Source organism: Leifsonia xyli (assembly GCA_001647635.1).
GTDB lineage: Bacteria > Actinomycetota > Actinomycetes > Actinomycetales > Microbacteriaceae > Leifsonia > Leifsonia xyli_A.
Genome location: CP014761.1, coordinates 1,425,374 through 1,448,272 on the forward strand (window position 1 = coordinate 1,425,374; position 22,899 = coordinate 1,448,272).

Genomic DNA, 22,899 nt, shown 5'->3' on the forward strand with positions numbered 1-22,899 from the left:
TTGTGGACCGCCGTCCATTCTCCCCTGCCCGCGAGGGCGCCGCAATCGGCGCGCGGAGGTCAGTGGAAGAAGTGCCGTTCGCCGGTGAAGTACATCGTCACGCCGGCCGCCTTCGCCGCCTCGACGACCTCCTCGTCCCGGATGCTGCCGCCCGGCTGCACGATCGCCCGCACACCCGCGTCGATCAGGATCTGGGCGCCGTCGGCGAAGGGGAAGAACGCGTCGGACGCGGCGACGGAGCCGCGCGCCCGGTCGCCCGCGCGGGTCACCGCGAGGTGGCACGAGTCGACGCGGTTGACCTGGCCCATCCCGACGCCGACCGAGGCGCCGTCGTGGGCGAGCAGGATGGCGTTGGACTTGACCGCGCGGCACGCCTTCCAGGCGAACTCGAGGTCGGCGCGGGTGGCGGCGTCCGCCTCCTCGCCCGCGGCGAGCGTCCATCCCTCGGACGTGAACCCTGTGAAGCGGTCGGTGTCCTGCACGAGCACGCCGCCGGAGATCTGCCGGAACTCGGTCAGCGCCCGCGCGTAATCCTCGGGCAGCTGCAGGATGCGCAGGTTCTTCTTGGTCTGCAGCAGCTCCAGCGCCTCGGGCTCGTAGCCCGGCGCGATCAGCACCTCGGTGAAGATGCCCTTCACCGTCTCGGCCATGGCGAGGGTGACCGTCCGGTTGGCCGCGATGACGCCGCCGTACGCCGAGACCGGGTCACACTCGTGGGCCTTGCGGTGGGCCTCGGCGATGTCGTCCGCGACCGCGATCCCGCAGGGGTTCGCGTGCTTGATGATCGCCACGGCCGGCTGGTCGAAATCGTACGCGCTGCGCAGGGCGGCGTCCGCGTCCACGTAGTTGTTGTAAGACATCTCCTTGCCGCCGAGCTGCGTCGCCTGGGCGATGCCGTGTCCGGCCGGGTCGGCGTAGAGCGCCGCCGCCTGGTGCGAGTTCTCGCCGTAGCGCAGGGTCTGCTTCAGCACGGCGCGGGCCTCCCAGCGCTCCGGGAAGTCGTCCGTCGACGGCGCCTCGCCGGCGAACCAGGCCGCCACTGCGCCGTCGTATGCGGCCGTATGCGCGAACGCCTTCGCGGCGAGCGCCTGACGCTGCTCGAACGTGGTGCCCCCGGCGCCGACGGCCTCGATCACCGTTCCGTAATCCGACGGTGACACCACGATGGCCACGTTCGCGTGGTTCTTCGCCGACGCGCGCACCATCGCCGGGCCGCCGATGTCGATCTGCTCGACGACGTCATTGCCGACGGCGCCGGACGCCACCGTCTCGACGAACGGGTACAGGTTGACGACCACGAGCTCGAACGGCTCGATGCCGAGGTCTTTCAGCTGCTCCTCGTGCGACGCGAGCCGCAGGTCGGCGAGCAGCCCCGAGTGGATGGCCGGGTGCAGGGTCTTGACGCGGCCGTCGAGCGACTCCGGGAAGCCTGTGACGCTCGCCACGTCGGTCACCGCGAAACCGGCGTCGCGGATGGTCTGGGCCGTCGAGCCGGTCGAGACGAGTTCCACGCCCGCTCCGGCGAGGGTGGCGGCCAGGTCGAGCAGCCCCGACTTGTCGCTGACCGAGATCAGCGCCCGGCGGATCGGGACGAGGTCCCGCTCGCGGTACAGGCTGGCGTCGTGACGGGGTCCGCTCATGCTCGGGCAAGCTCCTCGAGGTCGATGTGTCCGTTGGCGATGTCGAGGACGGCGTCGATGAGCAGCCGTCGCTCCACGGGTTTGATGCGCTCGTGCAGGGCCGCCTCGGTGTCTCCGGGCAGCACCTCCACGCGCTCCTGGCTGATGATCGGCCCCGCGTCCACCCCGTTGTCGACGACGATGAGGCTGGCGCCGGTCTGCGTGACGCCCGCGGCCAGAGCATCCCGCACCGCGTGCGCGCCGGGGAACTCGGGCAGATACGCGGGGTGGGTGTTGATGAGGTCGGGCGACAGCGCGTCCACGACCCGCGGCGGGACCAGGCGCATGAAGCCGGAGAGGATGGTGAGGTCGGGCTCCCACTGCCGGATCTGCTCCAGCAGCGCATCGCCCCACTCCTCCCGGCTCGGATACGAGGTGTACGGGACGGTGAAGGTGGGGATGCCGAAGCGCTCGGCGTGCTCGAAGCCGTCGGCCTCGCGGTCGGCGCCGACGGCCACCACCCGCGCGGGGAACTCGGCGTCCTGGGCCGCCTCGAGCAGCGCGCGCAGATTGGAGCCACCGCCGGAGATCAGGACGACAATCGAGAGCACCCGACCAGCCTAGCGGCGGACCGCAGGGCCCGGATGCGCGTTCGCCGACCTGTGGACAACCGGCTCAGCGGCACACGCGCGCCCCGGCGACGAGCCCGATCACCGCGCCGACCGCGACCTCGGCGGCGCCGAGCGCGGCGACCAGCCACGGGTTCGGTCCGACGTCGTGCAGGCGGCCCGGTCCGATCGCGCCCGACGACCACCACGCGAGCAGCCCGAGCTGGATGCCCGCGACCACGCCGATTCCGAGGGCGACGAGAACGCGATCCCGGATGCCGTCGAAGCGGCCGGCCACCGCATCCACCCGCGATCGCAGCAGCGCACCGGCGAGGAAGCCGGCGAGCAGGGGCACCACGACGCCGACCAGCCCGAAGGCGAAGCCGCCGGGAGGGATGACGCCGAACAGCGGCAGGCCCGGCAACGGTCCGAGGTCGGTTCCGAGAGGGCTGACCGACGACCCGGTGCCGATCGCGAATCCCGGTCCGATGAGCCAGGACGCCATCCAGACGACGACGTTGGGCAGCAGGGCGAGCTGCCCGATCGTGAGCGCCACGCCGCCCACCACACCGGACTGCACCTGCTCGTACAGGCTGATGATCGTCCCGTAGTGCCCGAAGATCAGCAGCGCGAGGATGAGAGCGGCGACGCCGATCACGATCGCGGTCGCCGCCGTGCCCGCCCGGAGCGCGGCCAGCGCTCCGACGCGCAGCCGCTCGGGAACGGCGTCGGTGCGCGTCCGGAGAACGGAGAGGACCGCGGTGCCCGAGCCGCCGGAGCCGGACGGGAGCGCCTCGCCGCCGTCCGCCGTCGTAAGACGCACATCCTCCTCCGACGCCCCGCGCAAGGCGGCGAAGCCGAAGCCGACGGCGATGCCGACCGCGTACACGAACGGTGGAAGCACGATCCCCTGCCACACCGACGGCTGCACGACCGCCGACCCCGACGACAGCGCGACGACCGTCGAGATGACGGCGAACGTCGCCAGCGCGCTCAGCGCACCGACCAGCCGCTGCGCCGTCTCCGCTGCGCGCATCCCGGTGCGGACGCCGAGCCCGGCTGTGAGCGCGGCGAAGCCGAGCAGCGCGATCGTCACCTGGAACGGCGTGCCGGCGGCCGGCAGGCCCAGCTGCGCGACGGTCTGCGGGTCGAGGGCGACCGTCAGGTTGACGCCGTGACCGACCAGCCACACGTCGGCCGCGGAATGCCACACCACGGCGAAATCCGCGCCCAGGTGGTACTGCGTCGCCCATAGGATCGTGATCGGGACCAGGCAGATCCCGAGGCCGATGGCGGCCACGATCAGCGCCTCCAACGCGGCGAGCAGGGCGACGGATGTGCGACTCATGACCGAACGGAGCCTACCGGCGCGCGCGCCTGCGGCACCGGCGACACTTCGGCGCTCAGGAGACCGCCGGGCTCAGGGCACCGTCACGACCGGCGTGTCGTCGTCCGCCGCCTCCGGGACCGTGATGACCGGACGCTGCAGCAGTTCCAGGATGGCGACGACCAGGGCCGCCAGCACCAGCGTCCAGATGATCAGCGAGGGCGTCAGCGGACGGACGAACAGCACCACCGCCGCGGCGATCACGGCGACCGCCGCACGGAGGAGCGTCCGCTGCGCGTAGAGCCACTCCCCCACGCGACCCGTCGTGATGCCGTGGGACTCGGCCGATGTGCGCACCCAGGCCACCCCCGACCCGAAGAACCCGCGCAGGCGGCGCGGCACCCCGAACGGACCGGAGTACCAGCCGACGAGGGCCACGGCGATCGCCAGCACGAGCACCGCGACGGCGGTGGAGATCATCGCGTCCGTGACGGTCGAATACAGCTTCTGCGAGAGCGCCGAGGGAATCAGCGACGGGGACACCGAGGCCTGGAACACGATCCGCCCGACGGAGATCGCGGCGAGCGTCAGGGCCATCGCCAGGCCCAGCCCGACGGCCGCCCACACCAGCGCGAGCGCCCGTCGACGGGCGACGATGACGCCGAGCGCCAGCAGGCCGATCGCCACCCACGGCAGCCACGCCCCCGCGGCGACGGCCAGCCCATAGAACAGCTGCAAGGTCGGGATGGACGACCTTTGCGCGACCGTGATCGTCTTGTCGATGGTCGGGATGCGGGACGCGAACGTGATCCCCTGCGCGACGAGCTGTTGTTTCACGCGGTCCATGATCGGGGCGAGCTGGATGCCGATCGAGCCGTTGGCGCCGATAGTGACCGCGGAGTTGCCGCTGTTCGTCATCGTGGCTTCGAGCTGGTTGTGACTCGCCCGCAACGCCTCCTGCCAGACCTGGGCGAAGGCGTCCGACGCCACGAACCGCTGGACGGTCGACTGCAGGAGCGACACGATCCCCTGCGCCATCGGGGCCTTCAGCGCATCCAGGGCCTTCGTCGCGACCGGCCCGGTGCCGAGCCCGGTGATGCCGTCGATCACCTGATCGGTGAGCTGCGGGATGTCGACGTTGTCCTGGACCGCTTTGACGGCCTGGTCGGTCACGAAGGCCTGGACTGCGGGGTCGTGCGCGAGCGGGGCGTAGGTCGCGACGAATGTGTCCGTGTCGGTCAGCTGGACCTTGGCCCAGGACGAGACGACGGCGAGCGGCGCCAGGATGGCGCCCAGAACGATGAGGACCGTCGCCAGCAGCGTCCAGCCCCATCCGCGTCGGTGCGTGACGGGCGGCGGCGGTGGGACCGGAGTCGTGTCGGCGTCCGCCCCCGCCTGCAGCCGCAGGGACGCGTTCTCCTCCTCCAGCGCCGCGATGCGCTGCAGCAGTTCGGCGTTCGTCAGACGAGCCATGGCGCCCCCTCCCGGTGCGCGAACTGTACCTCCGGAGGGTCGCGCCTGGGCAGACGGCATCTCGCCGCGCATGACGAAGGCCGGGACCCTCTCGGATCCCGGCCTCGTGCGTTGCAGCGCGTCCGCGTCAGAGCGCGGCGTACACCTCGCGGAGCAGCTGGGCGGTCTCGGACGGCGTCTTGCCGACCTTCACGCCCGCGGCCTCCAGGGCCTCCTTCTTGGCCTGCGCCGTGCCGGCGGAGCCCGACACGATGGCGCCGGCGTGGCCCATTGTCTTGCCCTCGGGCGCCGTGAAGCCGGCCACGTAGCCGACGACCGGCTTGGTGACGTTGGCCTTGATGAAGTCGGCCGCGCGCTCCTCGGCGTCGCCGCCGATCTCGCCGATCATGACGATCGCCTTGGTCTCCGGGTCGGCCTCGAACGCGGCGAGCGCGTCGATATGCGTGGTGCCGATGATCGGGTCGCCGCCGATGCCGATCGCGGTCGAGAAGCCGAGGTCGCGGAGCTCGTACATCATCTGGTACGTCAGCGTGCCGGACTTCGAGACCAGGCCGATCGGGCCCTTGCCGGTGATCGTCGCGGGGGTGATGCCGACGAGCGACTCGCCCGGCGTGATGATGCCGGGGCAGTTCGGGCCGATGATCCGGGTCTTGTTGCCCTTCTCCTTGGCGTAGGCCCAGGCCTCGGCCGAGTCCTGCACCGGGATGCCCTCGGTGATGACCACCAGGAGCGGGATCTCGGCGTCGATGGCCTCGACCATCGCGTCCTTCGCGAACGCCGGCGGCACGAAGATGATCGACACGTCGGCGCCGGTCTTCTCGATCGCCTCGACGACCGTGCCGAAGACGGGCAGCTCGACGTCGCCGTGGGTGACGGTCGTGCCGGCCTTGCGCGCGTTGACGCCGCCGACGACCTGAGTGCCGGCCTTCAGCATCAGAGCGGTGTGCTTGGTGCCCTCACCGCCGGTGATGCCCTGGACGATGACCTTGGAGTCCTTGTTGAGGAAGATAGACATGGTTGTTCGTCCTTCGCTTACTTCGCGGCCAGCTCGGCGGCCTTGTCGGCGCCCTCGTCCATGGTGAGCGCGAGGGTGACCAGCGGATGGTTCGCCTCGGTGAGGATGCGGCGGCCCTCGTCGACCTTGTTGCCGTCCAGCCGCACGACGAGCGGCTTGTTCGCCTCGTCACCCAGGATCTGCAGGGCGTTCACGATGCCGTTCGCGACCGCGTCGCACGCGGTGATGCCGCCGAAGACGTTGACGAACACGCTCTTCACCTGCGGGTCGTTCAGGATGACGTCGAGGCCCGCCGCCATGACCTCGGCGGACGCACCGCCGCCGATGTCGAGGAAGTTCGCCGGCTTCACGCCGCTGTGCTTCTCGCCGGCGTAGGAGACGACGTCGAGCGTCGACATGACGAGGCCCGCGCCGTTGCCGATGATGCCGACCTGGCCGTCGAGCTTGACGTAGTTGAGGTTCGCGGCCTTCGCCTTCGCCTCCAGCGGGTCGGCTGCGGCCTTGTCCTCGAGCGCCTCGTGGTCGGGGTGACGGAAGTCGGCGTTCTCGTCGAGGGTGACCTTGCCGTCGAGGGCGATGATGTCGCCCTCCTCGGTGAGGACCAGCGGGTTCACCTCGACCAGGGTCGCGTCCTCGCCGGTGTAGACCTCGTAGAGCTTCACGAAGACGTCGGCGACCTTCTCGACGAGGTCGTCCGGGAAGCCGGCGGCCTTCGCGATCTCGACGGCCTTCGCGTGGTCGACGCCGCCGCGCGGGTCCACCTCGATGCGGGCGAGCGCCTCGGGCTTCTCGACGGCGAGCTGCTCGATCTCCATGCCGCCCTCGACGCTGGTCAGCGACAGGTACGAGCGGTTGGCCCGGTCGAGGAGCACCGAGAAGTAGAACTCGCGGGCGATGCGGGCGCCACCGGCGACCATCACGCGACGGACCACGTGGCCCTTGATGTCGAGGCCCAGGATGGCCTTCGCGGCCTCTTCCGCCTCGTCCGGGGTCTTGGCGACCTTCACGCCACCGGCCTTGCCGCGCCCGCCGACCTTCACCTGCGCCTTGACGACGGTCACGCCGCCGAGCTTCTCGGCTGCCGCGCGCACCTCCTCGGGGGTGTCCGCGACGATGCCCGGAAGGACCGGGACCCCGTACTTCTCGAACAGGTCTCTGGCCTGGTACTCGTATAGATCCACGGTTATCCAATCCGCTGATTGCCCGGTGAGCTCGTGGCTGCCGGCTGGTTGCTCCTGGCGGTCCGACGCGAGAATAGCTCGACGCCGAGATAAATTCGCCAGGAAGAACTTTAGCGCGTCCGCCTGGACGGCTCGTAACCGGGCGACCTGTCCACAGGCCTTCTCGGCGGGAGGTTCTCCACTGATTCGCAGAATGCCGGGTCGGGCCGGTGCTGTGGCCGCGACCGTGGAGGCATGACCCAACGACCTCTCTCCTTCATCACCGCGGTGAGCCTCGTCGGCCTCGCCGTCTTCCTCGGCGTCCTGCAGAGCCTGTTCGCGTCCGCGCCGGCCGCCCGCGCCCTCGCCGGCGTCGGGCACGGGCCCGGCTATCTGTCCTCCGACGGCTGGTGGCTCGGCGCCTACCGGTTCGACGACGGCGCGCAGGGCTTCTGCCTCAACCCGGGCAAGGCGGCGCCCGTCGGGCTGCAGTACAGCTATGCCGACCCGGCGGGGATGGGATGGTGGACGCCCGAGCAGTCCGCGGTGTTCGCCTACATCGCACGCACCTGGGCGCCCGGCGGAGATCCGCTGACCGCGGCCGCCGGCCAGCTGGCGACCTGGATCTACGCGGGCGTGTCCGAGCCGGAGGCGCAGAAGTACGCCGCGCGAGCAGGGGCGGACACCGACGCCGTCTACGCGCGCGCCCACGAGATGCTGGCGGAGGCGCAGAGCCGGGGATCCACCGGGGTGCACGCGGCCGCTGTCGTCGAACTGGCAGCATCCGGGCCCGGGCGCGTCCGGGTCGAGCTGACCGTCGACCGCCTCTCGGGTGCCGAATCGCTCGCTCCGGGCGCCCATCCGGTGTCGGTGACGCTCGACGGCGCGACCTTCGCCGACGGCGGTTCGACCGCCTCGATCCCGTCGGGGACCGACGTGCCGATCCTCCCGAGCGGGACAGGGGCGAGCGTGGCCGTCTCGGCGACGGCGACGACGGCCGCACTGCCCTACGGGCGTGATGTGACCGTCGCCCTGCCGACCGTCGACGCACAGGCGGTGCTGATCGCCCGGCCGTCCACCGCGTCCGCCGTCGCCCGCGCCGACGTCACGGGACCGTCGCCGCTGCCGTTCCAGCCCCGCGTCGAGACGCGGACCACGGCACCGGAGGCGCGTCCCGGCGCCCAGGTCGCGGACCGGCTCACCGTGAGCGTCGCCGATGGCGAGGGGCTGCTTCCGAGCTGGGGTGTCCGGGCTGTGGACGACGGATTCGAGCCGGTGACCGCTGTCGTCGAGAGCACCCTGCACGGGCCGTTCGGCGCACCCATCTCGGAGGCCGAAGCCGCTCCTGACGACGGCCCGACCGTCTGCACCGTGGAGACGGAGGTCCACGGCGCCGGCGAGTACACCACGCCGTCGTGCACGCTTCCGTCGGAGGGCTACTACGTCTGGACCGACCGCATCGACCCGTCGCGGACGCCCGAGCCGGAGGGCGGCGGCCGGATCAGGCCGTGGACCTCGCGGTTCGGCGTCGCCCAGGAGATCAGCAGGGTCGGTTCGGTCGCGGCGCCTGCGGTGGAGCATCAGTCCACACGCGAGCTGGCCGCGACGGGGTCCGACGTGTCCGCCCCGGCGCTCTGGAGCGCCGGCACCGCACTGGCGGGGATCGGCCTCGTCACCGGTGCCCGGCTCCGCGGCCGGCGCGTCCCGCGTCGCGCCCGTTCGACGTGGATGCGGCGATGAGCGACACCATGCGCACGCTTTGGGGACCTTCGCAGGCGCTCACGTCAGGATGTCGGCGTGCGGACCTCTCAGCGGAACAGGCCTGTCGTGGCGAGCGAGCTCGCAGCGGAGGCGTTGACACTCGCCGGCGGCGGCCGGGCGCTCCTCCTGCAGATCGCGCACCCGGCGGTGGGGCGCGGTGTGGTGGAGCACAGCGACTTCGCGACGCGGTTGATGGACCGCTTCGACGGCACCATGCTCTACCTGACCGCGTCGATGTTCGGCACGCCGGACGAACTGCGGGCCATCCGCCGTATCGTGAACCGGGCGCACGCTCCCGTCCGCGGCGGCTCTCCGGCCACGACGTACAATGCCTACGATCCGGACCTGCAGCTCTGGGTCGCCGCCACCCTCTACCAGACCATGATGGACCTGCATCGGCGCGTGTTCGGGCCGCTCACCGACCGGCAGGCGGATGCGGTCTACCGGGATATGACGAGCTCCCTCTCCAATCTGCAGCTGTCCCCCGACCGATGGCCCGCGACGCGCGACGCGTTCGACGCCTACTGGAACGAGCTGGTGGGAACTCTCTCCGTGGATTCGGATGTGCTGGCGGTCTCGCGGCAGATCCTCTACCCGAAAGCGGTGCCCTGGTGGTTCGGCCCGAGTGCGCCGCTGCTCCGCCTGGTGACCGCGGGCCTGCTCCCACATTCCGTGCGCACGCAGTTCCACCTGCCGTGGGACGAGCGTCGTCAGCGCCGCTTCGACCGCTTGTTCCGGTGGACGCGCATCGTCTATCCGAGGCTGCCGCTGCGGCTCCGCCACCTCCCCCGCGACCGGTATCTGGCGAAGCTGCGCCGGACCGTCGGTGCGACCGGCCCGGCCTCGCCGTCCCTCGCGTCGGACTAGGCGGCGAGTCCTCGGGCGCGCTCGATCCCGCGAGCCAGAAGCACCAGCACAATGCCGATCGCGGCGCCGAGGACGGTCTCGAGCACACGATCGACCACGAGCACTCCGAGCGGGGTCGGGCTCGCCAGGTGCGAGACCGACAGCGCGAGCGGCGTGATGAACACGAGGGCGGCCCCGTAGTGCCGGGCGACCAGGATCTCCGCGAAGAACTGGCAGACCACGATCACGCCGATCACCACGGCCGCGGGAGGCGACCACACCAGGATCAGCGCGGTCACACCCACGCCGACCACGGTGCCGATGATGCGGTGCAGAGAACGCGAGATCGAGTGCGCGGCACGGGCCGGAGGAATGACCGCGACCAGGCTGACGATCGCCCAATAGGCGTGGCCGAAACCGAAGGCGAGAGCGATTCCCCCGGCGAGCAGCACGCCGACGACGTTCTGCCCGACGGTCAGCCAGACGCGCGGGTCGCGCAGCGCGGCCAGGTCGAGCCCGGGTCTCCGACGGAGCTCGTTCACCAAGCCGGCCCGACTGAGAGCGCGGTGCGGCAGGCCGGGGAGCCGTCGGATGGCCCATCCGGACATGGTGACCAGCCACGCGAACACCGCAGTGGCAGCCGCAAGGCCGATGCGCGGCAGCGCGTCGGCGGCGGGAGTCGGGACGGCCGCGCAGACCAGGAGTGCGAACACGAAGAACAGCGCCTGCGGCGGCACGATCTGGAACACCGTGACGAACAGAGTCCCTTCGCCGACGACCACGACCAACGCGAGCGCGGTGAGCACGAGCGGTTCGCCGGCCACCGCCAGGCCGACGCCGGCCGAGATGCTCGCCAGCAGAGCCATTGCGGCGACCGTCAGCGTCCGGGCCCGCAACCGGTAGGGCTCGTTCCGCCCGTACAACGCGGTGAACGCGCCGAACGTGGCGTACGCGGTGAGGTCGAGACGGCCGACGGCGTACAGCACCACCAGGGGGACAGCGACGGCGAGCGCCGCCCGCAGACCCACCTCGAGGTTCTGCGGAGGTGCGGCGGGCGCCCTCACAGCTTGTCGATCGGAGCGATCTTGATGAGGAGCTTCTTCGCGCCCACCTTCTCGAACTGCACGTGCGCCACGCGCTTGGCACCCTGCCCGGTCACGGCCGTCACCCGACCCTCGCCGAAATCGGCGTGCCGGATGCGGTCACCGGGCTCCAGCTCCAGGTCGCCGTTGTCGCGGACCTTGCCCGTCACGCGGTTCGGCCACTCGGCCTTGGGGCGCTCCTGCCGGAACGCCGGAGCCGCGAGCGAGTCGTTCCAGCCGCCCGAGCCGCTGCCGGAACCGGCGCCGAGACCGGGGCGTCGCGCGTTGAGCGCGCGCGACTGCGTGCCGCCGCGTCCGTTCGCCGAGCCCGGCGACTGTCGCCAGTCGATCAGATCGGCGGGGATCTCTTGCAGGTAACGGCTCGGCATCGCCACGGCGGTCTCGCCGAACTGCGCCCGCGTCATGGCGAGCGACAGGAACAGCCGCTTCTTGGCGCGCGTGATCCCCACGTAGAACAGGCGCCGCTCCTCCGCCGGGCCGCCGGGCTCGTTGGCCGACATGCGGTGCGGGAGCAGGTCCTCCTCGATGCCGGTGAGGAACACGGCGTCGTACTCCAGTCCCTTCGCGGTGTGGAGCGTCATCAGCGAGACGGCGCCGCTCGAGTCGTCGATCTCGTCGGCCGCCGCGACCAGCGAGACCTCGGTGAGGAAGTCGACCAGCGTGCCGTCGGGATTGTTGCGGGCGAACTCGCGGGTGACCGCGACGAGCTCGTCGACGTTCTCGGCGCGCGCCTCGTCCTGCGGGTCGCGGCTGTTGCGCAGCACCTCGAGGTAGCCGCTGCCGTCGAGCAGGAAGGTCAGCACATCCGCCACCGGCGAGACGCCCGCCGGGTTCGACGGGTCGATCTTGCTCGCCGCCTCGTCGAGCAGGTTCGACAGCTGCAGGATCGCGTTCGTCACCTTCGGGCCGAGGCCGAGCGACGCCGCGTCGCGCATCGCGGCGCGGAACGTGAGTCCGTTGTCCTCCGCGTAGCTCGCCAACTGGGTCTCGGTCGCGGGGCCGATCCCGCGCTTCGGCGTGTTCAGGATGCGACGGAGCGCGAGCATGTCGCTCGGATTGGCCACCGTGATCAGGTACGCCATCGCGTCCTTGATCTCGGCGCGCTCGTAGAACTTCGTGCCGCCCATCACCTTGTACGGCAGCGCGCAGCGGATGAAGATCTCCTCGAGCGCTCGGGTCTGGGCGTTGGTGCGGTAGAACACGGCGATGTCCTTGTACGCCATGCCAGCGCTGTGGAGCTTCTCGATCTCGTCGGCGACGAACTGAGCCTCGTCGTGACCCGAGTAGCCGGTATAGCCGATGATCTTCTCGCCGTCGCCCACGGCGGTCCACAACTTCTTGTCCTTGCGGTCGAAGTTGTTGGCGATGACCGCATTGGCGGCGCTGAGGATGTTCTGCGTCGAGCGGTAGTTCTGCTCCAGCAGGATGACCTTTGCTCCGGGGAAGTCACGCTCGAACTCGACGATGTTGCGGATGTCGGCGCCGCGGAAGGCGTAGATCGACTGGTCCGAGTCGCCGACCACGGTGAGCGACGCGGGCGGGATGACACCGGCGGCATCGCGCAGCGGACGGACATTGCGCCCGTGCGATTCCAGGTCGTCGACGATGTCCGGCGCGACCGGCATCGTCAGCTCGCGGATCAGCGAGTACTGCGCGTGGTTCGTGTCCTGGTACTCGTCGACGAGGATGTGCCGGAAGCGGCTCTGGTACAGGGCCGCGACGCGCGGGAAGGCACGGAAGAGGAACACCGTCTCGGCGATGAGGTCGTCGAAGTCGAACGCGTTGGCGCGGCGGAGCTCGCGGGTGTACTGGCGGAAGATCTCGAGGAACATCACCTCCTGCGGATCGCTGAGGTTCGCCGTGCGGGCGTGCGTCTCGAGATCGGTCAGCTCGTTCTTCAGCTTCGAGATGCGGTTCGCCGCGGATCCGACGGTGAAGCCGAGCGTGTCGGCGTCCAGCTCCTTGATGATGCGCTTGAGCAGGGCCCGGCTGTCGCCCGAGTCGTAGATCGTGAAGCTCGGGGTCTTGCCGATCGTCTCGGCCTCGCGGCGCAGGATGCGGACGCAGGCCGAGTGGAACGTCGAGATCCACATGCCCTGGGCCTTGCCGCCGAGCAGCTGCTCGACGCGCTCGCGCATCTCGTTGGCCGCCTTGTTGGTGAACGTGATCGCGAGGATCTCGCTCGGCCAGGCCTCGCGGCTCTCGATCAGGCCGGCGATGCGGCGGGTGAGCACGCTCGTCTTGCCGGATCCGGCGCCGGCCACGATGAGAAGGGCCTGCCCGCGGTACTCCGCGGCCTCGCGCTGCTGCGGGTTCAGACCGGCGAACAGCCGCTCACTCGGTCCCCAGTGGCCCGAGCCGGACCCGCGCGAACCGCTGCCGTCGGCGGCGGGAGCTGCGCCGTCGCCCTGCCACCCGTCCAGGATGATCGGGACGGAGGAGGGGGTGGTCTGCGGGGCGTCGGGGAGGCTCGTCATGTCTCAGACAATTTTAGTCGCTGCCACCGTCATTCGTCCGGGAGCTCACCCGGGCGCCCGAGCTCAGTGGCCGTCCCGCACGGCGACGGCCAGATCGGGATGGTCGGCGAAGACCCCGTCCACTCCGGAATGCAGCAGGATCGAGTAGTAGCGCCGCCAGTCGCCCCAGTCGGACGCGGAGCCGCCCGACCGGAACTCCTCCGGGAGCATGCCGTTCTCGGGTCGCAGCGTCCAGCAGAACACGGCGAGACCGGCCGAGTGGGCCAGGTCGACCAGGTCGGAGGTGACCGCGCCCACGTCCGCCGCGTCCTCTTCGCCGAAGAGGGCGACCGACACCGAGCCCGACGAGAGCACCTGCGTCGTCTCGACGCTGATGCCGTCGACGCGATCGGCCGGCGACCCGGCAGAGCCCAGGGCGTACAGCCCGCGCAGCGTGAGGTCCGTGTCGTAGCCGGGCGCGGACGACCCGAGGGCCGCGACGCGGTCGGCGGGCGCGCCCGTGTCCTCGAGCAGGTACACGCGCCTCCCGCGGAACCCGCGCTCGTACAGCTGGGCCAGGACCGTCTTCTCGAAGCTCTCCACGACGATGCCGGCGCGATCCGTCCAGCCCGCGTCCGCCAACTCGGCCGTGAACAGCTCGTCGAGCGGCAGTCCGGCCGCCTCGAAGTAGGTGGCGTGCTTCAGCTCCGCGACCAGGCCGGGCGCCCTGGAGCCGTCGGTGACGCGGTCGAGGAGGTCGAGCAGGTCGCGCAGCCGCAGCAGCGGGTAGTGACCGTCGAACGTCGAGCTGGCCTGGCGCAGAGCGGGGATGCGCTCCCGCGCACGGAGGGTGGCCAGCTCGTCCCAGGTGAAGTCCTCGGTGAACCAGCCGGTGAGGGCGACGCCGTCCACCTCCTTGGTGGTGCGCCGGTCCGCGAACTCCGGACGGCCGGCGACGTCGGTGGTGCCCGAGATCTCGTTCTCGTGGCGGATGACCAGCACGCCGTCCTTCGTCGCCACCAGATCCGGCTCGACCGCGTCGGCGCCGAGCTGGAAGGCGAGCTCGTAGGAGCCGCGCGTGTGCTCCGGCCGGTACCCCGGCGCACCGCGGTGCCCGATGATGACAGGGGCGTTCCGCGGGCGCATGGCCCGATCCTAGCGGCGACGCGCGGAGCGCCGGGGACGCCGCGGGGGCCGCCGCCCGGTGGTGCCAGAATCGAGCCGTGGCCGCCGAACCCGACACCCGCTGGACGGAGCCCGCCTCGCGTCTGCCCCTGCGCTGGGGTTCGTACCGGGCGCGGCTGGCGACGGGACTCGCGATGCTCGTCGTCGGGACGGCGTGCGTCCTCGGCACGACGACATACAGCCTGACGCTGCTGCTGATCGGCTCCCTCATGCAGCCGGCCGCCTGGGCGGTGATGCCGTCGACGATCGGGCGGCGCGTCGCCGTGGCCCTCCCGGTGCTCGGCTTCACCTGGCTGATGCTCGGCGGCTCCGGCTTCGCGTGGTGCTACGCCGTGACCCTCGCCGCCTGGCTGCTGGTGCGCCTCCGGCCGCTGCCGGCCTTCGCCGTCCTCGTGCTTCCGATCGGGTGGAGTCTGGTGATCCCGCTCCTGGTGAGGGACTATCAGCACGGGTGGATCACCATCCTGACCAGCAGCGTGGTCATCGTGGTCGCCGCGTGGACGGCGAGATGGATCGCGATCCGATTCGATTCATGGCAATCTGTCAGAACTCTCAGAAAAGAACCCCGTAGATTTAGCTGAAGACGACCCGAACGGGTCCCCACACGAACGAGGAGCTCATGGCACTCAGCAACCCGGCGTTCTCGACGAACCCGGCTTTCTCCAGCAACGGCCAGGCCGCGACCGTGTCGGCCGAAAACCTGGAGCAGATGTACCAGGCGCCGTCGGCCACCGCCGCGGACACCGACCGCATGACGGTCGAGGACTCGATCGTCAAGACGGCGATCTGCTTCGTCCTGCTGCTCGCCGGCGCCGCCGTGGGCTGGTTCCTGCCCGCGCTCGCCCTCCCGGCGATGATCGTCGGCTTCGTGTTGGCGCTGGTGAACATCTTCAAGCGCAAGCCGGTCCCCGCGCTCATCCTCGCCTACTCGGCGGTGCAGGGCGTCTTCCTCGGCGCGATCTCGATGTTCTTCGAGTCGCAGTGGTCGGGCATAGTCGTGCAGGCGGTCATCGCGACCTTCGCGGTCGTCGGCGTGACTCTCGCCCTGTTCGCGTTTGGGAAGGTCCGCGCATCGGCCAAGGCCACCAAGATCTTCCTCGTCGCGATTTTCGGCTACCTGTTGTATTCAGTCGTCAACCTCATCTTGATGTGGACCGGCGTCACGAAGGGGACCTTCGGCCTCGACAGCGTCGAGCTGGGCAACACCGGCATCAAGCTCGGCTTGATCATCGGAGTCCTCGTGGTCCTGCTCGGCGCCTACTCGCTGGTGCTCGACTTCGACTTCATCAAGCAGGGCGTCGCCAACCGCGCACCGCGCATCTACGGCTGGACCGGCGCCTTCGGCATCATGGTGACCGTCATCTGGCTGTACCTGGAGATCCTGCGGATGCTCGCCATCAGCCGCGACTGACGCGGACAGACGCAACGCAGAAGGCCCGGGATGCTCACAGCATCCCGGGCCTTCTCGCGTCAGCGGGAGATCACTCCCACTCGATGGTCCCCGGCGGCTTCGACGTGACGTCGAGGACGACGCGGTTCACGCCGTCCACCTCGTTCGTGATGCGGTTCGAGATCTTCGCGAGCAGGTCGTACGGCAGGCGCGTCCAGTCGGCGGTCATCGCGTCCTCGCTCGACACCGGGCGCAGCACGATCGGGTGGCCGTACGTGCGGCCGTCGCCCTGCACGCCCACCGAGCGCACATCCGCGAGCAGCACGACCGGGCACTGCCAGATCTCCTGGTCGAGTCCGGCGGCCGTCAGCTCGGCGCGGACGATCGCGTCCGCATCCCGCAGCAGGTCGAGACGCTCCTGCGTCACCTCGCCGACGATCCGGATGCCGAGTCCCGGCCCGGGGAACGGCTGACGCCCGACGATCTCCTCCGGCAGGCCCAGCTCACGGCCGATCGCGCGCACCTCGTCCTTGAACAGCGTGCGCAGCGGCTCCACCAGCTCGAACTGGAGGTCCTCCGGCAGACCGCCGACGTTGTGGTGGCTCTTGATGTTCGCCGTGCCGGCTCCGCCGCCCGACTCCACGACGTCCGGGTACAGGGTGCCCTGGACGAGGAAGCGGATCGGGTCGCCCTCGCTGGCCGCCTCGGCGATCAGGTCGGCCTGCGCCTGCTCGAAGACGCGGATGAACTCGCGGCCGATAATCTTGCGCTTGGTCTCCGGGTCGCTGACGCCGGCGAGCGCAGTCAGGAACTGCTCCTGCGCGTTCACGGTTACCAGGCGGATGCCGGTCGCCTTGACGTAGTCCTCCTCGACCTGACGCGCCTCGTCCTTGCGGAGCAGACCGTGGTCGACGAAGACGCAGACCAGCTGGTCGCCGACGGCCTTGTGCACGAGCGCCGCGGCTACCGCCGAGTCGACGCCGCCGGACAGTCCGCAGATGACGCGGCCGGAGCCGACCTGCGCCTTGATCGCCGCCACCTGGTCGGCGATCACGTTGCCGCTGTTCCAGTCTGCGGGGATGCCCGCCGCGCGGTGCAGGAAGTTCTCGAGCACGGCCTGGCCGTACGTCGAGTGCTTCACCTCGGGGTGCCACTGCACGCCGTACAGCTTGCGCTCGTCGTTGGCGAACGCCGCGACGGGGGTGCCCTCCGTGGAGGCCAGCACCTCGAAACCCTCGGGCGCGCGGGAGACCGAATCGCCGTGGCTCATCCACGCCGTCTGCTGCTCCGGCTGGCCGTCCAGCAGGACGCCAGAATCCGAGATCCGGACCGCGGTCGAACCGTATTCGCGCTGGCCGGTCTTGGCGACCTCGCCGCCGAGCGCGGTGGCCATCACCTGGAAGCCGTAGCAGATGCCCAGGACGGGGACGCCGAGGTCGAGGATGGCCTCGTCCAGCCGCGGGGCGCCCTCCTCGTACACCGACGAGGGACCGCCGGAGAGGACGATGCCCGCGGGTCGCTTCTCGGCGATCTCGGCGGCCGTGACGGTGTGCGGCACGATCTCCGAGTACACGTTGGCCTCGCGCACGCGGCGCGCGATCAGCTGTGCGTACTGCGCGCCGAAGTCGACGACGAGGACGGGGCCGGTCGGGTTCGCAGAGTCGGCCGTGTTCGTTGAATCGCTAATTGGTCGCCTCCGCGAGGGTCGTGGCCTCGGCCTCGCGGCCGGCCAGATAGGACTTCACCTGCTTGGTGATGCGGGCCTCCACGAAGAACGAGAGGAACGGCACGACTCCGCCGAGGGCGATCATGACGAACTTCGTGAACGGCCAGCGCATCAGACTCCACAGGCGGAAGTCGGAGATGAGGTACACGACGTAGAGCCAGCCGTGTGCGATGAGGATGCCGGTGCTGAGGTCGACGCCCGTCGGCGGGACCGCGGTCTGCACCGGGACGAAGGTGAGGGCGCCGTAGTTGCTGAACGCGAAGAGCTGGTAGCCCATGCCGTACTTGACGATCATCTCGGCGCACAGCAGGAGCAGCATGATGCCCGTGATGTAGGCGAACACCTGGTAGAACCGGAGCGCCCCGCGGATCTTCGGGAAGTCTTCGAGCTTGGGAGCGAGGGGCATGGGTCTATTCTACGGTCCTCGCGGTGGCCGATTCCTGCGCCTCGGACGCCACCCGGGCCTCTTCGCGCTCCTCGTCCTCCCGCGCCTTCGCGTCCTTCACCAGGCGGTACCAGAGGAAGACCGCGAACCCCGCGAAGATGATCCACTCGGCGGCGTAGAACACGTTCAGCCAGTTGAGCTCGGTCTGCGCGATCGGAGGCGGGGAGTCGATCTGGACCAGGCCCTCCGGAGCGCCGCGCTGGACGACGTACGCGGCGTACACATCCACCCCGTCGACACCACGCCAGAGGTTGTAGAGCTGGCCGACGCCGAGGCTCTGCATCGCGGTCGGGTCGTTCTTCTTGTCGTTCGGCAGCTCCGGCTGCTCGTCGGGCAGGATGCGGCCCACGATGCGCTGCTCGGGCGCAGGTTCCTCCGCGAGCCGGGCCACCGCGGCCTTCGCCGTCGCCTCGTCGGCCGCCCAGCCGCGCGCCACGGCGAGCGCCACGGGCTGACCGTCGCGCTGCAGGTTCACGTGACCGACGACCCACCAGCCGCTCTTCCCGTCGTTGAGTCGGCCCTCGAGCAGCTGGTCGTCGCCGGGGACGAACGTTCCGGTGAACTCGACCAGCTGGCCGACCGCGACATCCTTCAGCGGCGCTCCGGGTCCCGCGACCTGCGCGAGCGGGAGCACGGTCTCGGTCGGCGCCTCGACGGCCTTGCCGGACTCGACCGCGCGCTCCAGCTGCCACTGCCCGAGCCAGGCGAACCCTGCGGCGAGCAGCAGCGCGAAGATCAGCGCGCCGATCCACCGCGGGCGCAGCATCATCTGGAAGAGGGTCGTCTCGCTCTGGGGCGGCCGTCCCGTCGTGGTCTCGATCGTCAATCCCGTTCCCGCTCGCCGGCCGGCTCCCCGGCCCGCTCACCGTTGATGTCGTGTTCCTGCATCGCGGCCTCGACCATCCGGTCGACCGCGCGCTGCGTCTCGTCCGCGCTCCGCGTGTCACGCTGCGCGTCGGGGTCGAGGTCGGCCGTCGCGGCCTCCACGAGCGCGATCTCCTCGTCGAGCATGGGATCGCGCTTCTTCTTCCGTTCGCGTCGGCGCTTGGGGCCGGACCTGAGGATCATCGCACCGATCTTCTCGGAGTTCGCTGCGAGGATCGGGCCGAGCACGGCCATGATCAGCACATAGAGGCCCGCGAACGGCTGGATGCGCTCGTCCAGTCCCGCCGCGAGCGACAGCGTTGCCAGGATCAGCGCGAACTCTCCGCGGTTCTGCAGGATCACCGTCGTATTGATGCCGGCCTGCACGCCGAACCCGTTGATCCACGCGACGAACTGCCCGGCGGCGATGTTGAGCACGATCGTCAGCAGCACCGCGACCAGCACGGGCACGATGACCGACGGGAACTGCGCGGGGTTCAGCGCGAGACCGAAGTTGAGGAAGAAGAACGCCGCGAAGACGTCCCGCAGCGGGATGGCGATGTGCTCGATCTTGTTGCGGTACTTCGTCGCCCCCAGCACCAGGCCGATCAGGAACGCGCCGATCGCATCCGTGACGCCGAGGATCTCGCCGATGCCGGCGAACAGCACCGCGAACCCGAAGAACAGGATCGTGAACAGTTCGTCGTCCTTGGTGCGGAACAGCCGCGACACGAACCGGCCGCCCCACCGCGCGATCGTGAACATCACGACGAGGAAGGCGAACGCGATCGCGAGCTTGGCCACGACCGGCCAGAAGTCGGTCTCGCCGCTCAGCACGACGGACACGATCGCGAGGTAGATCGCGATGAAGATGTCCTCGACCACGGTGACGCCGAGGATCATGGGCGTCTCGGTGTTCGCCAGCCTCCGCAGCTCGATGAGCAGCTTGGTGACGATCGCGGACGACGAGGTCGCCGTCATCCCGGCGATGATGAGCGCCTCACGGGTGCCCCAGCCGACCATGAAGCCGAAGATCAACCCGACGCCCATGTTGATGAGGATGTACGAGCCGCCGGAGACGATCAGCTTGCCGAAGTTGCCGAAGAACTCGTCCTGGTCGAATTCCAGCCCCAGATTGAAGAGCAGCAGGATGAGCCCGAAGACGGCGATGAGCTCGATGTAATCGCTCTCGAAGTTGAGCGGGAACCAGCCGGTGTGCGGGCTCGCCAGCAGACCGACGAGCATGTAGATCGGAATCGCGGGAAGGCCCACCAGCTTGCCGAGCCGCCCCAGCACGTACGCGACGAGCAGGAGGAGTCCGAGGACGATGAGGTCTTCGCCGAGGTGCATCGATCAGCCTCCGGGCGGAGCGTCGGCGGTGGCCCGGGCGGCGATCTCGCCCGTGCGGAAGAACGCGAAGGCCTTGGCGACCTTCTCCGGCGTCCCCGCGACGACGAGGGTGTCGCCGGGGAAGACCTTGAAGTCGGGAGCGGGAGCCGGGTTGGCGGAGTCGCCGCGCACGACGGCGACGACGGTGAGCCCGACGAAGCCGCGGTCGCCGGGCGCGCCCAGCTGCTGGCCGGCGATGTGGTCGTCGTAGTCGACCGTGAACCAGTCGATGCTGAGGCCGGGGATCTGGTCGAGCGCGGTGAGCGTCTCGGTGATCTGCGTGCCGCCGAGCAGTTCGGCGAGGGTGTGCGCCTCGTCCTCGCTGAGCCGGAGGGACACTTTGGTGACGTCGCTGCCGTCCTCGTGGTCCGAGAACGTGATCAGGTCGCTGTGGCCGGACCGGTGCGCGATGACTCCGACCTTGCCTCCGTCGTCGGTGACGAAGGTGTGCAGCACCCCGACCCCGGGGAGCTTGACCCGTCGAACGTCAACCATCATCCGTCTCCATCCGCCGGGTTCGCCGGCATAAGGGGGGTGAGGTACCAGTCTATCGGAGGCGCGCGAAGGCCCTCCCGGGATGGGCGTCCCGGGAGGGCCTCTCTGCGGCGGTTCTCAGCCTTCCGTCGCCGGGGCGTCCTCCCCGCCCGCGCCTTCGACGTCCTTCGGCGCCTCGTCGGCCTTTGTCGGCGTGCCGGCTTTCGCACCGCGGGACTTCGGCGGGGCGACGTGCTTCGCCGCTGCGGCGTCCACATCCACGATGTCGGGGGCTTCGAGACGGATGCGGTCGGCCGACTCGTCGTCGGGCTGCAGCTGGCTGGCCCGTTCGGCCTCGACCCGCTGGAGGTACGTCTTCACCTCGCGCTCCTCGCGCGCCTTGTCCCAGCCGAGCACGCGTGCGAGCAGGGACGCGGCGACCGGAGCGGCCGAGACGCCGCGGTCCCACGCCTCGATCGAGATCCGCGTGCGGCGGGCGAGCACGTCCTCGAGGTGCAGCGCGCCCTCGTGGCTGGCCGCGTAGACGACCTCCGCGCCGACGTAGTCGTCGGCGCCGGGCAGCGGCTCGGCGAGCGACGGGTCCTCCCGGATGAGCGCCAGGATGTCCTCCGCGAACGTGCCGTAGCGGTTGAGCAGGTGCTCGATCCGCGCGACGTGGAGGCCGGACTCCTTCGCGATGCGGTGGCGGCGGTTCCAGGCGGCCTGGTAGCCCTCCGCGCCGACGAGCGCGATCTCCATCGTGGTGGAGGCGGGGATCTTGCCGTCGAGCGCGCTGACCGCGGAGTCGACCGCGTCCTTCGCCATCACGCGGTACGTGGTCCACTTGCCGCCGGCGATCACGACGAGACCCGGCACCGAGTGGGCGACCAGGTGCTCGCGCGACAGCTTCGACGTCTGCTCCGACTCGCCTGCGAGCAGCGGCCGCAGGCCGGCGTAGACGCCCTCGACATCCTCCCGCGTCAGCGGGACGTTGAGCACCTCGTTGACGTGCGCGAGCAGGTAGTCGATGTCGGCCGCGGTCGCCGCCGGGTGCGCCTTGTCGAGGTGCCAGTCGGTGTCGGTCGTGCCGATGAGCCAGTGGCGGCCCCACGGGATGACGAACAGCACGCTCTTCTCGGTGCGGAGCAGCAGGCCCATCTTCGACTGGAAGCGGTCCCGCGGCACGACGAGGTGGATGCCCTTGGACGCGCGCACCTTGAACTGGCCGCGCTCGCCCACCATCGACTGGGTGTCGTCCGTCCACACGCCGGTCGCGTTGACGACCTGCTTCGCCCGGATGTCGAACCGCTCGTCGGTCTCGAGGTCGTGCGCCCGCACGCCGACGACGCGCTCGCCCACCTTGATGAAGCCCTCCACGCGGACGCGGGACGCGACGTGCGCGCCGTAGTGCGCGGCCGTGCGGACCAGGTTGGCGACGTACCGGGCGTCGTCCACCTGGGCGTCGTAGTACGTGATGCCGCCGACCAGCGCGTCCTTGTTCATCGACGGGATGGCGTTGAGCACCTGCCGCTTGCTGAGGTGCCGGTGGTGCGGCACGCCCGGAGGACGGCCTCCCGTGTACGAGAAGATGTCGTAGAGCATCATGCCGGCGCCGATGTAGAAGCGCTCCCAGACCCGCTTGTGCAGCGGGTAGAGGAACCGGACCGGCTTCACCAGGTGCGGTGCGATGCGCTGCAGCAGCAGCCCGCGCTCGATCAGCGCCTCGCGCACCAGGCGGAAGTCGAGCTGCTCGAGGTAGCGGATGCCGCCGTGGACGAGCTTGGACGACCGGCTGGAGGTGCCGGAGGCGAAGTCGCGCGCCTCCACCAGGCCGACGCTCAATCCGCGGGTCGCGGCGTCCACCGCGGATCCTGCGCCGACGATGCCGCCGCCCACGACCAGGATGTCGAGCTCGGTGTCCTTGAGCGCCGCGATCGCCGCCGCCCGCTCCGCCGGCCCCAGGCGCGACGGGTAGGTCACGGCCGGGTTGGAGGCGGGGGTGGCGTGCCTATCGCCGCCCGGAGCCGATTGCGTATCCGTCATCGTTCTCTCCTCCCC

Annotated in this window: 19 protein-coding genes; 4 read left to right on the forward strand and 15 right to left on the reverse strand. The window is 70.2% G+C overall.

All coding sequences use genetic code 11. From position 1 onward, the window contains the following. Positions 1–59: 59 nt before the first annotated feature. The 6 genes from purH to A0130_06975 all read right to left on the reverse strand — a co-directional run bounded on the left by purH (position 60) and on the right by A0130_06975 (position 7,223). The gene (gene purH, locus A0130_06950) at positions 60–1,640 is read right to left on the reverse strand and encodes a bifunctional phosphoribosylaminoimidazolecarboxamide formyltransferase/inosine monophosphate cyclohydrolase (GenBank protein ANF31438.1); all 1,581 of its coding nucleotides are present in this window, start codon (positions 1,638–1,640) and stop codon (positions 60–62) included. Further along, positions 1,637–2,230 carry a phosphoribosylglycinamide formyltransferase gene (locus A0130_06955; protein ANF31439.1) on the reverse strand — a complete coding sequence of 198 codons (594 nt, stop codon included), beginning with the start codon at positions 2,228–2,230 and terminating at the stop codon, positions 1,637–1,639. The genes purH and A0130_06955 overlap by 4 nt, the downstream gene beginning before the upstream one ends. A 64-nt stretch (positions 2,231–2,294) precedes the next feature. Continuing rightward, entirely contained in the window at positions 2,295–3,575 is a 1,281-nt protein-coding gene (locus A0130_06960) for a hypothetical protein (GenBank protein ID ANF31440.1), read from the reverse strand. Positions 3,576–3,647: 72 nt separating this feature from the next. Further along, positions 3,648–5,027: a hypothetical protein gene (locus tag A0130_06965; protein ANF31441.1), complete on the reverse strand. Its 1,380-nt coding sequence runs from the start codon at positions 5,025–5,027 to the stop codon at positions 3,648–3,650. Positions 5,028–5,154: 127 nt separating this feature from the next. Then, positions 5,155–6,042, reverse strand: a complete 888-nt coding sequence (locus A0130_06970; protein ID ANF31442.1) for a succinate--CoA ligase subunit alpha — start codon at positions 6,040–6,042, stop codon at positions 5,155–5,157. A 17-nt stretch (positions 6,043–6,059) separates the two neighbouring features. Then, positions 6,060–7,223 carry a succinate--CoA ligase subunit beta gene (locus A0130_06975; GenBank protein ANF31443.1) on the reverse strand — a complete coding sequence of 388 codons (1,164 nt, stop codon included), beginning with the start codon at positions 7,221–7,223 and terminating at the stop codon, positions 6,060–6,062. Between the two features lie 234 nt (positions 7,224–7,457). On the opposite strand from A0130_06975, the gene A0130_06980 reads away from it, so the two are divergent. Next, the gene (locus A0130_06980) at positions 7,458–8,942 is read left to right on the forward strand and encodes a hypothetical protein (GenBank protein ID ANF31444.1); all 1,485 of its coding nucleotides are present in this window, start codon (positions 7,458–7,460) and stop codon (positions 8,940–8,942) included. Positions 8,943–8,999: 57 nt separating this feature from the next. Then, positions 9,000–9,830 (forward strand): hypothetical protein, encoded by an 831-nt coding sequence (locus A0130_06985; protein ID ANF31445.1) that lies wholly within the window; start codon positions 9,000–9,002, stop codon positions 9,828–9,830. Here A0130_06985 and A0130_06990 read toward each other — a convergent pair. The 3 genes from A0130_06990 to A0130_07000 all read right to left on the reverse strand — a co-directional run bounded on the left by A0130_06990 (position 9,827) and on the right by A0130_07000 (position 14,514). Then, positions 9,827–10,873 (reverse strand): hypothetical protein, encoded by a 1,047-nt coding sequence (locus A0130_06990; GenBank protein ID ANF31446.1) that lies wholly within the window; start codon positions 10,871–10,873, stop codon positions 9,827–9,829. The two genes, A0130_06985 and A0130_06990, sit on opposite strands and share 4 nt — an antisense overlap. Next, positions 10,870–13,389 carry an ATP-dependent DNA helicase PcrA gene (locus A0130_06995; GenBank protein ID ANF31447.1) on the reverse strand — a complete coding sequence of 840 codons (2,520 nt, stop codon included), beginning with the start codon at positions 13,387–13,389 and terminating at the stop codon, positions 10,870–10,872. Before A0130_06995 ends, A0130_06990 begins: the two co-directional genes overlap by 4 nt. A gap of 63 nt (positions 13,390–13,452) precedes the next feature. After that, positions 13,453–14,514 carry a glycerophosphodiester phosphodiesterase gene (locus A0130_07000; protein ANF31448.1) on the reverse strand — a complete coding sequence of 354 codons (1,062 nt, stop codon included), beginning with the start codon at positions 14,512–14,514 and terminating at the stop codon, positions 13,453–13,455. Between the two features lie 77 nt (positions 14,515–14,591). On the opposite strand from A0130_07000, the gene A0130_07005 reads away from it, so the two are divergent. Further along, positions 14,592–15,134 carry a hypothetical protein gene (locus tag A0130_07005; GenBank protein ANF31449.1) on the forward strand — a complete coding sequence of 181 codons (543 nt, stop codon included), beginning with the start codon at positions 14,592–14,594 and terminating at the stop codon, positions 15,132–15,134. Positions 15,135–15,172: 38 nt separating this feature from the next. After that, positions 15,173–15,964 carry a hypothetical protein gene (locus tag A0130_07010; GenBank protein ID ANF31450.1) on the forward strand — a complete coding sequence of 264 codons (792 nt, stop codon included), beginning with the start codon at positions 15,173–15,175 and terminating at the stop codon, positions 15,962–15,964. A gap of 70 nt (positions 15,965–16,034) precedes the next feature. Here A0130_07010 and guaA read toward each other — a convergent pair whose 3' ends face one another. The 6 genes from guaA to A0130_07040 form a co-directional block, all read right to left on the reverse strand. Next, a complete protein-coding gene (gene guaA, locus A0130_07015) occupies positions 16,035–17,630 on the reverse strand; it encodes a GMP synthetase (protein ANF31451.1) in 1,596 nt (531 codons plus the stop codon). Continuing rightward, entirely contained in the window at positions 17,626–18,075 is a 450-nt protein-coding gene (locus A0130_07020; protein ANF31452.1) for a hypothetical protein, read from the reverse strand. The genes guaA and A0130_07020 overlap by 5 nt, the downstream gene beginning before the upstream one ends. 4 nt (positions 18,076–18,079) lie before the next feature. Then, entirely contained in the window at positions 18,080–18,883 is an 804-nt protein-coding gene (locus tag A0130_07025) for a hypothetical protein (GenBank protein ID ANF33335.1), read from the reverse strand. Positions 18,884–18,936: 53 nt separating this feature from the next. Further along, positions 18,937–20,328: a potassium transporter gene (locus A0130_07030; protein ANF31453.1), complete on the reverse strand. Its 1,392-nt coding sequence runs from the start codon at positions 20,326–20,328 to the stop codon at positions 18,937–18,939. A 3-nt stretch (positions 20,329–20,331) separates the two neighbouring features. After that, positions 20,332–20,862, reverse strand: coding sequence for a hypothetical protein (locus A0130_07035; protein ID ANF31454.1), 531 nt, complete (start codon positions 20,860–20,862; stop codon positions 20,332–20,334). A 117-nt stretch (positions 20,863–20,979) separates the two neighbouring features. Then, the gene (locus A0130_07040; protein ANF33336.1) at positions 20,980–22,821 is read right to left on the reverse strand and encodes a glycerol-3-phosphate dehydrogenase; all 1,842 of its coding nucleotides are present in this window, start codon (positions 22,819–22,821) and stop codon (positions 20,980–20,982) included. Between the last annotated feature and the right edge of the window lie 78 nt (positions 22,822–22,899).

Coding starts and splice junctions, on each gene's coding strand:
- A0130_07000 (ANF31448.1), bottom strand. CDS start 14,514: ATGCGCCCGCGGAACGCCCCTGTCATCATCGGGCACCGCGGTGCGCCG.
- A0130_06995 (ANF31447.1), bottom strand. CDS start 13,389: ATGACGAGCCTCCCCGACGCCCCGCAGACCACCCCCTCCTCCGTCCCG.
- A0130_07025 (ANF33335.1), bottom strand. CDS start 18,883: ATGATGCTGCGCCCGCGGTGGATCGGCGCGCTGATCTTCGCGCTGCTG.
- A0130_06980 (ANF31444.1), top strand. CDS start 7,458: ATGACCCAACGACCTCTCTCCTTCATCACCGCGGTGAGCCTCGTCGGC.
- A0130_07030 (ANF31453.1), bottom strand. CDS start 20,328: ATGCACCTCGGCGAAGACCTCATCGTCCTCGGACTCCTCCTGCTCGTC.
- A0130_07020 (ANF31452.1), bottom strand. CDS start 18,075: ATGCCCCTCGCTCCCAAGCTCGAAGACTTCCCGAAGATCCGCGGGGCG.
- purH (ANF31438.1), bottom strand. CDS start 1,640: ATGAGCGGACCCCGTCACGACGCCAGCCTGTACCGCGAGCGGGACCTC.
- A0130_06965 (ANF31441.1), bottom strand. CDS start 5,027: ATGGCTCGTCTGACGAACGCCGAACTGCTGCAGCGCATCGCGGCGCTG.
- A0130_07035 (ANF31454.1), bottom strand. CDS start 20,862: ATGGTTGACGTTCGACGGGTCAAGCTCCCCGGGGTCGGGGTGCTGCAC.
- A0130_06960 (ANF31440.1), bottom strand. CDS start 3,575: ATGAGTCGCACATCCGTCGCCCTGCTCGCCGCGTTGGAGGCGCTGATC.
- A0130_06970 (ANF31442.1), bottom strand. CDS start 6,042: ATGTCTATCTTCCTCAACAAGGACTCCAAGGTCATCGTCCAGGGCATC.
- A0130_07010 (ANF31450.1), top strand. CDS start 15,173: ATGGCACTCAGCAACCCGGCGTTCTCGACGAACCCGGCTTTCTCCAGC.